Below are 13,545 nucleotides of genomic sequence, written 5' to 3' on the forward strand. Positions count from 1 at the left end.
ATATGACTTAAACGATGTAATTTAGATAATAAGATATCAATGATAAATGATGGCTAATACTGTGAATTTAGCGGCGCTTATTATAACATAATTGATAGGAATGTCGCGGTTGGGCACGTAAGAGTACAGCTACTTAGTGAAAGACAGAAGACATAGACCCCTTGATAAAAACCAATCAATCTCAATATACAAGTGTAAACTTAACGACGAAAATCACGGTTATATGCTAAACTACGTGCGCTTTTACAGTCTCCTCTAACGGCTGTGATTGCAAATATGAACGTCAAAAACACCCTGTAACACGGATTATAAACACTGATAATGCTCGATAGGACTATTTATGAAACGTTATGAATGTATCGTCTGCGGCTGGATATATGATGAAGCGCTCGGCTGTCCCGAAGAAGGGATTGCACCAGGCACTAAATGGGATGACATCCCTGATGATTGGACGTGCCCAGAGTGCGGTGTGGGCAAGCTTGATTTTGAGATGCTTGAGCTGTAATAGACGACCCTCTAATTAGGACACTTCATGACAACATCGAATGACATCAAACCATCGGCAACCCTACAAGAAAACTTAGGTGGCTATCCTACTCCTGAGTGGCAAAAGTTTGGCGCGCACCAATGGCGAGACTCTGACCTTAGCAAGCATCTGTATCAATCGATGATTGATATAGGTGATGGCATTGAGCTGTGTGTTGAGGCAGGTGGTAATCCTAATAATCCACCACTGCTCATGATTATGGGGCTTGGCTCACAGATGATATTTTGGCCAGATAATTTTATCAAGCGCCTTATTGATGCCGGTTTTTTTGTCATTCGTTTTGATAATCGTGATATTGGTCTGTCTTCTAAAGTACAGATTGATGGACTACCACGTATTAGCCAGTTAAAAATGATGATGCGTTTGCAAACGGGGTTGTCTAATAAAGGTACGCAAGTTGCTTATAATTTAACAGATATGGCAGAAGATACCGCTCGTTTGATTAAGGCGTTGCAGTTGGGCAAAACCCATCTGATTGGGGCTTCTATGGGCGGCATGATTGCACAAATCGTAGCGGCACGTTATCCAAGTCTAGTGCAGCGTATGGCGTTGATGTTTACCACGACCAACCGTGCATTTTTAAAACCTCCAAAACCCAAGCAGCTATATACCCTGATTAACCGTCCTGAAAGTCATTCTGAGCGCGATATCGTGCGTCATAGTGTGTGGTTTATGAAGACAGTCGGTACACCAGGGCATGTCAACGTACGTATGGTGCGTGAAATTGCCAAACTGCGTTATCAGCGCAACTTTCATCCGCTCGGGACGGTACAACAGCTCAATGCTATCTTGGCGTCAGGCTCTATCAGCCGGTTTAGCAAGCAAGTCAAAGCACCGACTATTGTACTGCATGGTAGCGCAGATGGACTACTCCCCGCCTCACAAGGTCGGGTAGTTGCCAAGACCATTCCGAATGCCAAGTTTCATTTAATCGAAGGCATGGCGCATGATATTCCTGAGTACTATCAACCTTATATGGTCGATTTAATCAGCAATCATTTATTAGAAAAATAGCTATTTACTCATAATAAAATCCGTAATAAAAAGAGCGTAAATCCTACTATTGATTCATAGGGTTTACGCTCTTTTTTATGCTGGCTATTTTATGTAGGTCTTTAGATTATGTAGGTCTTTAGATTATGTAGGTCTTTAGGTTTGAACACGCAGCTTAATCACAACCCACCCCTGTGCCTTCCTTATCGATACACATTTTATTGCCATTTTTTAGATTGCCAATCCACGCTTTACCACCAGTAAAGGTAAAGGCGGGTTTGCCTTGGTAAAAATCATCAGCTGACACACCGCTATTGGCAAAGCGAAAAGGAATCACCAACTCGCCACCAAGATTAACAAAGCCCCAGTTTTCATCGATGCGCACGCCAGCCAAGCCTTCGGCAAAGGGACGCACCTCGTCAAAAGAATAGGTAATCATGGTCACATTATTGTCATCGATAAATCCCCATTTGCCATCTTGCTGACGCGGTTGCAGCATCGTAAAGCGATTGGGAGGTGCTTGGTTGAATGAGGATGCGTCGCCATTGGTGCTAGCAGGTGCTCGTTGCGTCGTGGATTGCTCGTTGTCTCTACTGTTTGGGTCACTGGTCGTTTTGCCGTTTTCATCAATCCAACTGATCGCTTGGTTTTTACGTACACGGGCGACACCATCCTGGTAATCATCAATGTCACTAATCGCGGATGAAAACGACACAATGGTTTTATTACTAGTATTAATGACCCCATATTTACCATCTTGTTTTACTACGATACGCCCGTTAGAGACGGGACGCGCCCAACCCTGTCCTTCTTTGAGTACATCGTACATCGCAGGCACCACTTCACGACCCTGCATATTAAGATAACCGACATGACCATTGCGCAGTACAGGAAGTAAACCAGCCGATATCTTACTGGCATCGACTTTTTGATAACGTGATAAATCAACGACGCTTTTGCCTTTACTATTAATCAGAGCAACTGGCGCGCCAAAATCCTTTGTCGCCAAAAAATAGCCGCTATTTGCCGTACAAGCCACGTTTTTATAATAACTTTTTGGAATGTTGCAACTGGCCGCTTGCGCACTTGGCACCATAAATAGCGTACTAGCTAAAAGGAATATAGCAAAACCAGATGTCGATAGTCGTTGTTGTAGGGATAATGAACGTCGTAACATAGATGAACCTAGGCTAATGATATTGAAGTACTTGATGTAAAGACTAATAAGAAACCGTCCTGTTTTATTATGCTACTACAGTGATTATAAACCACTAGATTAACAAATAGTGATATCCACGCCAATATCGTTCCTGTAAGAATGTCTCCACCATATATTCGTATTGTTATAGAGGTTCTCTTATGTGAGCGAAGCTCAAGGGCGTCATTGACTTTATCCCTAATTTATAAAGCGATAAAACCTGATACAGCAATAATAAATCAAACAATAAGCATAAATGATGGTTTGACCATTTCATTTTAGCGTCAAAACCTAGACAATACGGCTTGGATTAGCGTAAGCATTCATTAGCGTCATCGTTGATACAGTAAGATAAAAAAATAATACGGATATAAGGACATTATATGGCGATTGCTTCTTCACGCTCTGCCTCTACTGGGTTGGTCATTGGTTGTATTATCTTTGGTTTGGGTAGTTTAATTGTCGCTCACGTTGATATTGGCGGTTGGGCAATGGCATTTTGGCGCTTGGCCATTTCAGGTGTCGTATTCGCTGTATTGGCCAAAATCATGGGACAGCGTCTACCGCGCTCAAGGCGCGCTATTTTTTATGGCTTGTTATCAGGTGTCTTTTTAGGCTTAGATCTGGCGCTCTGGCACGAGAGTATTTATGCTGTCGGTCCTGGCATCTCGACTTTACTGAACAGCCTACAGATTTTCTTTTTAGCCGCCATTGGGTTTTTATATTTTAATGAACGCCAATCTATATTGCAGCTCATCAGTTTATTTTTAGCCATGCTTGGCGTGGCCATGATAGGCAGTCCTGAGTTTGCGCATAACAGCGCCGCCACTTGGGGGTTTGTCACTGGTATTGTCTCAGGGGCCATGCTGGCGGCGTCGATGACTTTTATCCGTAAGACGCATGATACTGAACCCACACCAATATTTATGCTGATGCAGCTGATTAGTATCGGTGGTGTATTGGCGATGATTGTTCCCATGTTTGTGTTTGATATGGGTCATATTTTGCCAAACACTTGGGCTGAGATTGGCTGGGTGCTCATCTACGGCACAGTGATGCAGTGTTTGGCGTGGGGGTTAATCGCTTATTCCATTCCTAAGCTGTCTTTGGCGTTAACTGGATTATTATTATTATCAGAACCCATTGCCGCCTTGGTCATTGATTATAGCTGGCTGGACAAACCGATTAATACTTTACAGTGGAGCGGTGCCCTGCTGACCATGTTTGCAATCTATTTGGGCTCACTGAAACCCAAGCCGCGCGCCCTACGACGTTATCGGTTTTTCTCAAAATTTTATAAGCGAGACTACAAGTAGTTTTTATTGTGTACTTGTTGCCACTCCATAAAAAGCGCCCATGCTATGGGTAGCATGGGCGCTTTTTATGGAGTGAATATGCTGTTACCAGCATTATCTGATAGGTTTAAAATTCAAGCATCATAAAAGCTAATTATTTAGCCAATGATTGATGAGCAGCCTTCGCTTCAGATCCTTGGTTAAATAACGCATTTAATACAATCGCTGCCAGAGTAGCAGTACCGATACCGCCCAAATCAAAGCCGCCTAAGTGCAAACTAAAGTTACCGGTACCCATAATAACGGTCACAGCCGCGATAATTAGGTTACTGTTTTTGCTAAAGTCGATACGACTGTCTATCCAAATTTTGACGCCTGCAATAGCAATCAAACCAAACACCACAATGGAAGCACCGCCCAATAAAGCTGCTGGTATCGTCTGAATGATGGCACCAAACTTTGGTGATAGCCCTAACAAAATAGCCACCACACCTGCCACGACAAATATCGTTGTGCTATATACTTTAGTCACCGCCATCACACCGATGTTTTCAGCATAAGTCGTCACACCAGTACCGCCAAACCCTGCTGAAAAAGTGGTTGCTAAACCATCAGCAAAAAATGCTCGACCCATATAAGGGGTCACACGAGCTTTGGTCATACCTTCGACGGCCTTAAAATGCCCTAAGTTTTCGGCCACCAAAATAAAGGCCACAGGTGCAATCAGAATAATAGCACTCATCTCAAAGCGAGGCGTATGAATGCTCGGCAAGCCAAGCCATGAAGCAGCTGCCACACCACTAAAGTCGATCGCCGAACCAAAACCCATGACATTGGTCATTATAAAATAGGCAAAGTAGGATAATATTAAACCAACCAGTAATAACAGACGACGCAGCATACCACGTGTAAAGACAGCCACACCACTGATGAGTAATACGGTCAACGTAGCCATCCAAGCATCGAACTGATTTGCAGAAACCCCTTGAATGGTCACTGGCGCTAAGTTGAGACCGATAATCATCACGATAGCACCAGTAACGATAGGCGGCATCAAACGCTCAATCCAGCCAGTACCCGTTTTCATCACCAGCAGCCCGATTAACGCATAAATGATACCGCAAGCCATAATGCCGCCCAAAGCGACATTCAAATTATCATTGAACCCTGCGCCTGCGTAAGCCGTCACAGCGATAACGGGACCAATAAAAGCAAAACTTGAGCCCAAATAGCTCGGCATGCGTCCACCAGTGATCATAAAGAACATCACCGTACAGATACCTGACATCAAAATGGCTAAGTTGGGATCAAAGCCCATTAACAGCGGCGCAAGCACAGTCGAACCAAACATAGCAAAAGTATGCTGTACACCTAGCAGCACACTTTTTGACGGAGGCAGATATTCATTGATACCGACTGGATCACGATCTAAATCACCTTGATAAGGACGCCATGTCGGAAACCAGCGTCCATTTTCAAAGTCTGGATTGTACGGCGGACTGATCGCCGCAGACTCTAATACATGTTCAGCAGATGGTGCTTGAGCGCTGTTTTCTAAAGGCGAGGAATGGTCTTTTTGAGATGGCATACGCGCTTGTCCTATATAAACTGGGCTAAAATAATAGACGACAGTAAATGAAAAATAAAAATTGCGTTAAATTAGGGCATCAACTGGCAAGAATATGTGGCTAGAAATTACGATAACGAGTAAAATCCGCATCTTTTCATTTTAAAATATGTCGCCCTGATTTATTCATTTATGTTGCAATATGGCAAACCAAAAGTATTATTTGGTATGATGACCATGTTTTGGTAGATGTATGTGGTCGGATATGTTTTACTAAAAAATGGTTATGGTCGCTTATGACTCAGCGTACTCTGCAGCGACAATCAACTTACAGGATGTTACATAGCCATTAGCTCCGAGCATGATAGCGGAGTTTCAAAATAAATAAAAGTTATTATTCAATCACCATTTTTCCTCTTTTGCGTCAATACTTCCATGGGCGGTGCTTCCTCTACACCTTTTATCGGTGCTATGAGCGAAGGCTGTCTGTTACATTCTCAATGAAAGTGCCTAAAGCAGTCTATACAACATGTTAGTGCACTTAAAAAATTTGGTAAGTTATTATGATTAGTGTTTTTGATTTATTTAAAATCGGTATTGGCCCATCAAGCTCACACACGGTAGGACCCATGGTCGCCGCCAATCTTTTTTTGGGGTCATTAGCCAAGCAAACAGAGCTGACTGCTATTACAGGCGTTGAAATTGAGCTTTATGGCTCTTTGGCAGCGACAGGCAAAGGGCATGCAACCGATACTGCTATATTGTTAGGGCTACTTGGGCATGCTCCCAGCACGATCGATACCCGTTTGACCAGTCAATATTTGTCACCAATTTTTTCAGAAAAACAGCTCAATATAGCAGGCAAACATGTTATTGCCTTTGATACAGAGCGCGATATTCATTGGTATGACGAAACCGTTTTGCCCTACCACCCTAATGCCTTGACTATCCGTGCATTATTGACCGATGGCAGCCATTACCAACAAACCTATTATTCGGTAGGTGGCGGCTTTGTTATCAATGAAGCAGATGCCACCAATCCGGATGAAGATAACGCCACACCGACCATCGACGCTATTCCGTATCCCTTTAATAGTGCCGCAGAATTGCTAGAGCAGTGTCGTCAACACCACTTAAGCGTTAGTGAATTGGTACTGGCGAATGAATGTCATTACCGCAATCAATCAGAAGTCTTTGCTTATTTAGACTCTATTTGGGAATCAATGCAAGACTGCGTGACGCGAGGCTGTCAAAACAGTGGCATATTGCCTGGGGGCTTGGATGTAAAACGCCGTGCACAAGCATTACATCTACAACTGTGCGCCGAGAAAAACCAGCCTATTACCAAAAATGATAAACTCGCCGCCATGGATTGGATTGACTTATACGCCTTAGCGGTTAATGAAGAAAATGCCAATGGTGGAAATGTCGTCACTGCACCCACCAACGGTGCAGCAGGTATTATTCCTGCGGTGATGCATTATTATCGCGACTTTTTGGCAGGCTATAGCCAAGATGGCGCACGCAAGTTCTTGTTAAATGCGACTGCTATTGGCAGTTTAATCAAACAAAATGCCTCCATCTCTGGCGCTGAAGTTGGTTGCCAAGGTGAAGTTGGTTCTGCTTGCGCTATGGCCGCTTCTGCATTGGCAGAAATCTTAGGCGGCGATCCTGCCAAGTGCCTCAATGCCGCCGAAATTGGTATCGAACATAACTTAGGTCTGACATGCGATCCTGTTGGCGGCCTAGTGCAAGTGCCTTGTATTGAGCGTAATGCCATGGGTGCTGTCAAAGCCGTCAATGCCGCGCGACTTGCTTGCCGTGGTAACGGACAACACTTCGTCTCTTTAGATAAAGTGATTGAAACCATGAAAGTAACTGGTGCTGATATGCTAGATAAATACAAAGAAACCTCACGAGGCGGTCTTGCTGTTTATGCAGACAATCGTATCCCTACTGCCACTCATGGCGTCAGTGTAAAATACAGTCAGTGCTAATATAACCATTGTTTAATATAGCCTGTTCTGACATCACGCTCCCAAGTATTTGCTAACATAAAAAAAGACCTCTAATAAAGAATTAGCGGTCTTTTTTGTTTTGGCTAAATATAATTAATAATTGGATATGCTCAATGATTCATTATTCAGCTACTTTTGAAACCACTTCGTTCAGAATCCAAACTGGCTTAGCCATGTTACTAACTTTATCCACCACTACTTCTTGGCGAACATCTAGAACATAACGATAGTTTGGCTCATAAGTGAAGCCTTGAATATTACCATTTAAAGGTGTGTAGTTTTTCTGATAAGTCTGGCGATACTGTAGACATTCTGATTCAACCTTAGTGCCATCGGCTGTGGAAAGCTCACAGACGGCTTTAAGTGGTGCTACTTCTATTTTAAAACTTGGGATGTTAACCACTTTAACATTCATAGGTTTCCCATCGACAACCATCGTACGTTCGTTATCCATACCCATGGTAGAACAACCTGAAAGGGCAAATGCTGTCATTACTGCTGCAAGTACTAATTTTTTCATTGTCAAATCCTCAGTTGATTGTTATGAATACATTATTAATGGTTTAAAATTATTGTTTTGGACATTTTATGATGGTAAATATGTTTAAAAAAATTTCAGTGATTGTTGTGACATTACTGTCAATATTGAGTTAAGCAAAACTATTCACTTTATTTAACTTTACCCGATAAATCTATTAAGTCTCAATAATGTCGTCTATTCTTCGTTTACTGAGGTCAGTATAGGGCGCAACTCGTCTTCTGCTCTATAACTGCTTTGTAAAGTAACGTCAGCTTTTGCAACTGATGTTAATAGAACGTATTAGATAACAAGGTGAATTGATACCTCCTTAATGTGTGCACTAAAAAAGCCAGAGCAATACATGCTCTGGCTTAAGTATAAATAGACAAAAAAAATGATTGGTTTTAAGCGCCTCTAACTACGATAATCCGCATTAATCTTGACGTAGTCATAGGATAAATCACAAGTATAAACCGTATCACTGGCATCCCCGCGAGCAAGATCGATATGAATGGTAATCTCAGCGCGACTCATGACGGTCTTACCTGCCGCTTCCGTATAACTGGGTGCGACACCACCATTCTGGCAAATCATAACTTCATCTAGATAGACATCTACTTGCTCAGTATCCAAATCTTCGATACCAGCATAACCCACTGCTGCTAAGATACGACCCCAATTAGCATCGCTAGCGAAGAACGCTGTTTTGACCAATGGTGAATGCGCAACCGCATATGCCACATCGCAGCACTCTTGCGTCGTCTTGCCACCAGTTACTTTGACAGTCATAAACTTGGTAGCACCTTCGCCATCACGCACAATTAATTGCGCCAGACGAACAAACACCTCGGTCAAAGCCGCAAATATAGCCTGATAATGCGGATGCTCTTGGCTGTCAATGATATCTGAGCTGGCAGCACCCGTGGCTATCAACACACAGCAATCATTGGTTGAAGTGTCGCCATCAACAGTGATGCGGTTAAAAGATTGTTCGTTGATGGCACTTAGCATCTCCTGTAATAGGTCAGCGGCAATATTGGCATCAGTCGCCACATAGCCCAGCATGGTGGCCATATTAGGGCGTATCATGCCTGAGCCTTTTGACATACCCGTAATATGATAGCTGACACCCGCCACGTCGATTTTTTGGCTAGCGAGTTTCGGAATCGTATCTGTGGTGCGAATACCGTTCGCCGCGGCAAGCCAATTATCAGCAGCCAAATTGGCAAGTGCATTATCTAAGCCCGCGATGACCGCATCACTATTTAATGGCTCACCAATGACACCCGTCGAGAATGGTAATATTGCATTACTATCCACGCCAGCCTTGCTCGCCAGAGCTGCACAGATATCAACGGCGCGACGTTTGCCATCAGCGCCCGTCCCAGCATTAGCATTACCCGTATTGGTGACTAAATAACGCGGACTGGTCTTGGCAAAATGCTCACGCAATACCCGTACAGGCGCAGCACAAAAGGTGTTTTTGGTGGTCACAACCGCAGTAGCCGCGGTATCAGCGATCTCAATCACCACTAAATCATCTCGGTCTTTATAGCGTACGCCTGCGGCAGTGGCGCTTAGCTTGATTCCTTCGATAGGATAAATAATATCAGGTACTGCAACATTTCCGACTGCCATGGTTCAATCCTTATTGTGAAATTTTTATCATTATTTATAACAAATAATGCGATAAATACTGAGGCGCGTTGAGCATTCAACCATGACGCTACTGCTGGTGAAGTGTCAAACATGCCACATGCCCTACATAAATATTACCGTTTTTTTAAGTCAAATGCCGACCAAATTGGCGCATGATCAGATGGCTTTTCCATCGCCCGTAGCTCATAGCTAATACCAGCATCAACACATGCCTCAACAAGATCCAAGCTACACAAAATATGATCAATGCGTAAGCCACGTTTAGGCTCATCGTTGAACCCACGACTGCGATAATCAAACCAACTATACAGCTCTGTGCTTTCTGGATAATGCAAGCGATAGGTATCCGTCAGCTCGCGTGACATCAGCGCCGCATACCATTCGCGTTCTTCTGGTAAAAACGAAGTCTTTCTATTTTTCAGCCAGCGCTTAGCATTGACTTCACCAATGCCAATATCAGTATCTTCTGGGGCAATATTCATATCACCCATGATAACAAGCGAGCGACCTTCCGCCTTCAAAGTGTCAATATATGCCATCAAATCTGCATAATAAGCCCGCTTCATCGGGAATTTAGTCGGATGGTCTTGGCTTTCGCCTTGTGGAAAATAGCCATTGAGCACATCAATCTCACGACCGTCAAACTCATAGCGGGCATGGATAAAACGCTTCTGCGCCTCAGTATCCTCACTAGGAAAACCTTTTTGCACAAATATAGGTGCAACCTTGGATAGTAATGCCACGCCATAATGGGCTTTTTGACCAAAGTACTCTACGTGATAGCCAAGACTTTCTATATTTTCTAAAGGGAACTGCTCATCATGTACTTTGGTTTCCTGTAGACCCATCACATCAGGATCGATCACTTCTCGCACGGCCTCAAGCTGATGTTGACGAGCGCGAATACCATTGATATTAAAACTGACAAAACGGGTCATAAATTATCCTATACTAATTGATGAAAATACGGTGCTAATATAAAGCGATGGGATATGAGAGTACATAATCCACTATCATAACAGACGTAGACCGACCTAACTGTTGCGTGCCCTGATATCTTAAGCTAGAGTAGTTGTTGTTAACATGACTGCTATCAAATTTTGGCTATCGCATCATGGACATCGAACAATATTTATTAAAACAATGATCGAGCATCTTTATGATAAAAAATAACAGCAAAAATACAAACACAGTGGCAAGTGTAGATGGCGAATGTGTGCCATTGTTTACCAAAGATTATAATGTCTATATTAACCATACTGATGCGGGCGGTATAGTCTACCATGCCAATCATTTGGTGTTTTTTGAAAACTGCCGCCGTGATTGGTTTGGGAAACTGAATTTGAATGGGTATTTTTTGCAGACTGACGATGGAGAAATCCAGCATTTTGTTGTGAGTCAAGCAGACTTGCAATACAAAAAAGCCATTCTGTTAGATGAAGTCATCAATGTGCGTATCGATAAAGTTGAGTTAAAACCTGCCAGCATTATCTTCTACCAAAGCATTCATCGTCACAGCCCAAACAGCCTTTCTCCCGATAATGCTAATAGCAATGCCAATGCTAGCAGCAGCTTATTAAGTAGTGGCAAAATCGTCATTGCTTGTGTGCAAAACCAAGTCAAAACCAAGCCTGTATCCAATAATAAGGCCGATACTGCGGTTGCTAGCACCACGCCCATGCGCCCTATTCGTGTCCCAAAAAATTTACGCGATGCCATTGAGCAAGCGATTTACGAGCAGCTGAATACTTAGTGGCTAAATATTTAATGATAATGTCTTATGAATCTTCATAGTACTAAGCCGATACTGACATTCGAGAGTATTCAGGTGCACAGTAAACGCACAGCCATCATACCTGCCTATAATGATAGCAAGGTTAGCGATGACAATATTAACAACAAAAATATGGAAGCTACAGAAGCCAAAACATCTGCGCTATCTAGCATTTGTCAAAGATGGATCGGCAAACTAAGACCAAACACTGTCTCTCAGCCAATCGTACCTGCTCATCAACGATTATTAATCAACGGAGCCACAGGCAAGCTGTTAGCAGGTCAAGTAACCGTGTTGACAGGCGCTTCTGGTAGTGGTAAATCGGTGTTGTTACGGGTATTGGCTGGGCTATTGCCCATGAGTAGCGGCAATGTGTATTTGCGCCGTGATGACGGATCAACCAGCAGTGCTTACTATAATATCCATGATACTGCACCGATACAGTGGCGCATGCATGTTGCCCTACTCGCACAGCACCCACAATTATTAGAAGGCAGTGTGCTTGAGAACTTGCAAATGCCTTATCGGCTACAAGCGCATCAGCATCACAGCTTTGATATCGACTGGCATATCGCACAGCTTGAGCACTTGCAACGAAGCGCTGACTTTTTGCAGCAAGATGCCTATCATCTATCGGGCGGTGAGCGGCAGCTGGTCAATACATTACGTCTCTTACAATTGAAGCCGCGGGTGTTGTTACTAGATGAGCCTACCGCTGCCCTAGACAGTGACACTTCAGCCCAGCTCGTACATCTACTCACAAACTGGTTACAGGCAGATAGGCGGCGTACATTACTATGGGTAACTCACGATACGCAAGACATCATGCCATTGGCCGATCGGCATTGGCAGATGCAAGCAGGGGTATTAACTGAGATATTCTAACGCTGAGCTAAGCCTGTCATGTCACTCTTTAAAATGATCTTTCTTAACAAAGTCGTATTAGGGTCTATCTTATATTCGTCATTTTATATAATGAGCCACTATGAGCGGTACAGATGGCATACAAATATTTTTAACTTACGGTGATATTGCCCTTGCCAGCAGCTTAATCATCATCGTTCTTATTATCTCTTGGCGGCTACGCTTACAGCTGACCAAAACGCTTTTAACCGCGGCTATCCGCACGGTGCTCCAGCTTAGTTTTATCGGTTTGATATTGGCATGGATTTTTGCCCGTGAACAGTGGTATGAAGTCCTGTTAATTTTGACCATCATGACCTTGATTGCAGGTGCTGCTGCCAAAAATCGCGTTAAACGTAGCTATAAAGGTTTGTTAACTGACACTCTGCTAGCAGTAAGCGTTTCGGCTATATTGGTCACTGCGATAGCCATCATGATTATTTTAAAGGTACAGCCTTGGTATACACCGCAATTCGTCATTCCTATCTTGGGGCTGATATTGGGCAACTCGCTCACCGCTATCTCATTGACCAGCAACCAGTTGATTGAATCCTTTCATGAGCAGCAAGGACGTATAGAGATGATGCTCAGCCTATCTGCTCGCCCATTTGAAGCGGTACATGAACCAATACGCGCTGCCATTGTCAATGGCATGACTCCAACTCTGAACTCTATGCTAGTTGTCGGTATTGTTAGCTTACCAGGGATGATGACTGGTCAAATATTGGCTGGCGCTGACCCCACTCAAGCGATTCGCTATCAGATAGTCACTATGTTTTTGATATGTGTGAGCAGTACGCTCGGTTGTACAATCAGCGCGTTACTCATTTATCGACGCTTTTTTAATAAAAACAAGCAGCTGATATTGCCTTCATAGCATTCAGCATAACTAAATTTTAAATGAAGTTCTAGGGCGTGTCCTCATTTAAAAATGGAAATAAAAATAAGATAAAAATGAGATAAATTGTCGTCAAACAAGGAAAGTAGCGCAAATAATATCGAGATATTAATGAGCTATTTGACGATGTTTAGCAAAATTTAGCCATTTTTAGCTCATTTAGAAAGTAATCG

The 13,545-nt window shown here is 43.2% G+C and carries 12 protein-coding genes; 7 read left to right on the plus strand and 5 right to left on the minus strand.

Features of this window, described 5'->3' with window-relative positions:
* Positions 1 to 340 precede the first annotated feature (340 nt).
* Both JFC10_RS04775 and JFC10_RS04780 read left to right on the plus strand, forming a co-directional pair.
* Positions 341 to 505, plus strand: coding sequence for a rubredoxin (locus JFC10_RS04775; RefSeq protein ID WP_011280463.1), 165 nt, complete (start codon positions 341 to 343; stop codon positions 503 to 505).
* A 27-nt stretch (positions 506 to 532) separates the two neighbouring features.
* Positions 533 to 1,561, plus strand: a complete 1,029-nt coding sequence (locus JFC10_RS04780; RefSeq protein WP_193012798.1) for an alpha/beta fold hydrolase — start codon at positions 533 to 535, stop codon at positions 1,559 to 1,561.
* 154 nt (positions 1,562 to 1,715) lie between these two features.
* Here the strand turns inward: JFC10_RS04780 and JFC10_RS04785 are convergent, their stop codons facing one another.
* On the minus strand, positions 1,716 to 2,717 hold the full coding sequence (locus tag JFC10_RS04785; RefSeq protein ID WP_198331907.1) for a WG repeat-containing protein: 1,002 nt from the start codon (positions 2,715 to 2,717) through the stop codon (positions 1,716 to 1,718).
* A gap of 404 nt (positions 2,718 to 3,121) precedes the next feature.
* Between JFC10_RS04785 and JFC10_RS04790 the strand changes: the two genes are divergently transcribed.
* Positions 3,122 to 4,054, plus strand: coding sequence for a DMT family transporter (locus JFC10_RS04790; RefSeq protein WP_198331908.1), 933 nt, complete (start codon positions 3,122 to 3,124; stop codon positions 4,052 to 4,054).
* A 133-nt stretch (positions 4,055 to 4,187) separates the two neighbouring features.
* Here JFC10_RS04790 and JFC10_RS04795 read toward each other — a convergent pair whose 3' ends face one another.
* Entirely contained in the window at positions 4,188 to 5,621 is a 1,434-nt protein-coding gene (locus tag JFC10_RS04795; protein ID WP_227686016.1) for a solute carrier family 23 protein, read from the minus strand.
* Positions 5,622 to 6,163: 542 nt separating this feature from the next.
* On the opposite strand from JFC10_RS04795, the gene JFC10_RS04800 reads away from it, so the two are divergent.
* Positions 6,164 to 7,597: an L-serine ammonia-lyase gene (locus tag JFC10_RS04800; RefSeq protein WP_198331909.1), complete on the plus strand. Its 1,434-nt coding sequence runs from the start codon at positions 6,164 to 6,166 to the stop codon at positions 7,595 to 7,597.
* 142 nt (positions 7,598 to 7,739) lie between these two features.
* Here the strand turns inward: JFC10_RS04800 and JFC10_RS04805 are convergent, their stop codons facing one another.
* The 3 genes from JFC10_RS04805 to xthA form a co-directional block, all read right to left on the minus strand.
* Positions 7,740 to 8,138: a DUF4377 domain-containing protein gene (locus JFC10_RS04805; RefSeq protein WP_193012802.1), complete on the minus strand. Its 399-nt coding sequence runs from the start codon at positions 8,136 to 8,138 to the stop codon at positions 7,740 to 7,742.
* Between the two features lie 414 nt (positions 8,139 to 8,552).
* Positions 8,553 to 9,776 carry a bifunctional glutamate N-acetyltransferase/amino-acid acetyltransferase ArgJ gene (argJ, locus tag JFC10_RS04810; protein WP_198331910.1) on the minus strand — a complete coding sequence of 408 codons (1,224 nt, stop codon included), beginning with the start codon at positions 9,774 to 9,776 and terminating at the stop codon, positions 8,553 to 8,555.
* Positions 9,777 to 9,910: 134 nt separating this feature from the next.
* Positions 9,911 to 10,735 (minus strand): exodeoxyribonuclease III, encoded by an 825-nt coding sequence (gene xthA, locus JFC10_RS04815; RefSeq protein ID WP_198331911.1) that lies wholly within the window; start codon positions 10,733 to 10,735, stop codon positions 9,911 to 9,913.
* Positions 10,736 to 10,956: 221 nt separating this feature from the next.
* On the opposite strand from xthA, the gene JFC10_RS04820 reads away from it, so the two are divergent.
* The 3 genes from JFC10_RS04820 to JFC10_RS04830 all read left to right on the plus strand — a co-directional run bounded on the left by JFC10_RS04820 (position 10,957) and on the right by JFC10_RS04830 (position 13,351).
* Positions 10,957 to 11,550, plus strand: a complete 594-nt coding sequence (locus tag JFC10_RS04820) for a hotdog family protein (protein ID WP_198331912.1) — start codon at positions 10,957 to 10,959, stop codon at positions 11,548 to 11,550.
* Between the two features lie 27 nt (positions 11,551 to 11,577).
* Entirely contained in the window at positions 11,578 to 12,456 is an 879-nt protein-coding gene (locus JFC10_RS04825; protein ID WP_198331913.1) for an ABC transporter ATP-binding protein, read from the plus strand.
* Between the two features lie 100 nt (positions 12,457 to 12,556).
* A complete protein-coding gene (locus JFC10_RS04830; protein WP_198331914.1) occupies positions 12,557 to 13,351 on the plus strand; it encodes an ABC transporter permease in 795 nt (264 codons plus the stop codon).
* Positions 13,352 to 13,545: the final 194 nt, after the last annotated feature.

The sequence above is a fragment of the Psychrobacter aquimaris genome, from assembly GCF_016107525.1.
Classification (GTDB): domain Bacteria; phylum Pseudomonadota; class Gammaproteobacteria; order Pseudomonadales; family Moraxellaceae; genus Psychrobacter; species Psychrobacter aquimaris.

Bases quoted from the DNA above. Each gene is read 5' to 3' on its own strand.
- JFC10_RS04795 (WP_227686016.1), bottom strand. From the start codon at position 5,621: ATGCCATCTCAAAAAGACCATTCCTCGCCTTTAGAAAACAGCGCTCAA.
- JFC10_RS04775 (WP_011280463.1), top strand. From the start codon at position 341: ATGAAACGTTATGAATGTATCGTCTGCGGCTGGATATATGATGAAGCG.
- xthA (WP_198331911.1), bottom strand. From the start codon at position 10,735: ATGACCCGTTTTGTCAGTTTTAATATCAATGGTATTCGCGCTCGTCAA.
- JFC10_RS04780 (WP_193012798.1), top strand. From the start codon at position 533: ATGACAACATCGAATGACATCAAACCATCGGCAACCCTACAAGAAAAC.
- JFC10_RS04820 (WP_198331912.1), top strand. From the start codon at position 10,957: ATGATAAAAAATAACAGCAAAAATACAAACACAGTGGCAAGTGTAGAT.
- JFC10_RS04790 (WP_198331908.1), top strand. From the start codon at position 3,122: ATGGCGATTGCTTCTTCACGCTCTGCCTCTACTGGGTTGGTCATTGGT.
- JFC10_RS04800 (WP_198331909.1), top strand. From the start codon at position 6,164: ATGATTAGTGTTTTTGATTTATTTAAAATCGGTATTGGCCCATCAAGC.
- JFC10_RS04825 (WP_198331913.1), top strand. From the start codon at position 11,578: ATGAATCTTCATAGTACTAAGCCGATACTGACATTCGAGAGTATTCAG.
- JFC10_RS04805 (WP_193012802.1), bottom strand. From the start codon at position 8,138: ATGAAAAAATTAGTACTTGCAGCAGTAATGACAGCATTTGCCCTTTCA.
- JFC10_RS04830 (WP_198331914.1), top strand. From the start codon at position 12,557: ATGAGCGGTACAGATGGCATACAAATATTTTTAACTTACGGTGATATT.
- JFC10_RS04785 (WP_198331907.1), bottom strand. From the start codon at position 2,717: ATGTTACGACGTTCATTATCCCTACAACAACGACTATCGACATCTGGT.
- argJ (WP_198331910.1), bottom strand. From the start codon at position 9,776: ATGGCAGTCGGAAATGTTGCAGTACCTGATATTATTTATCCTATCGAA.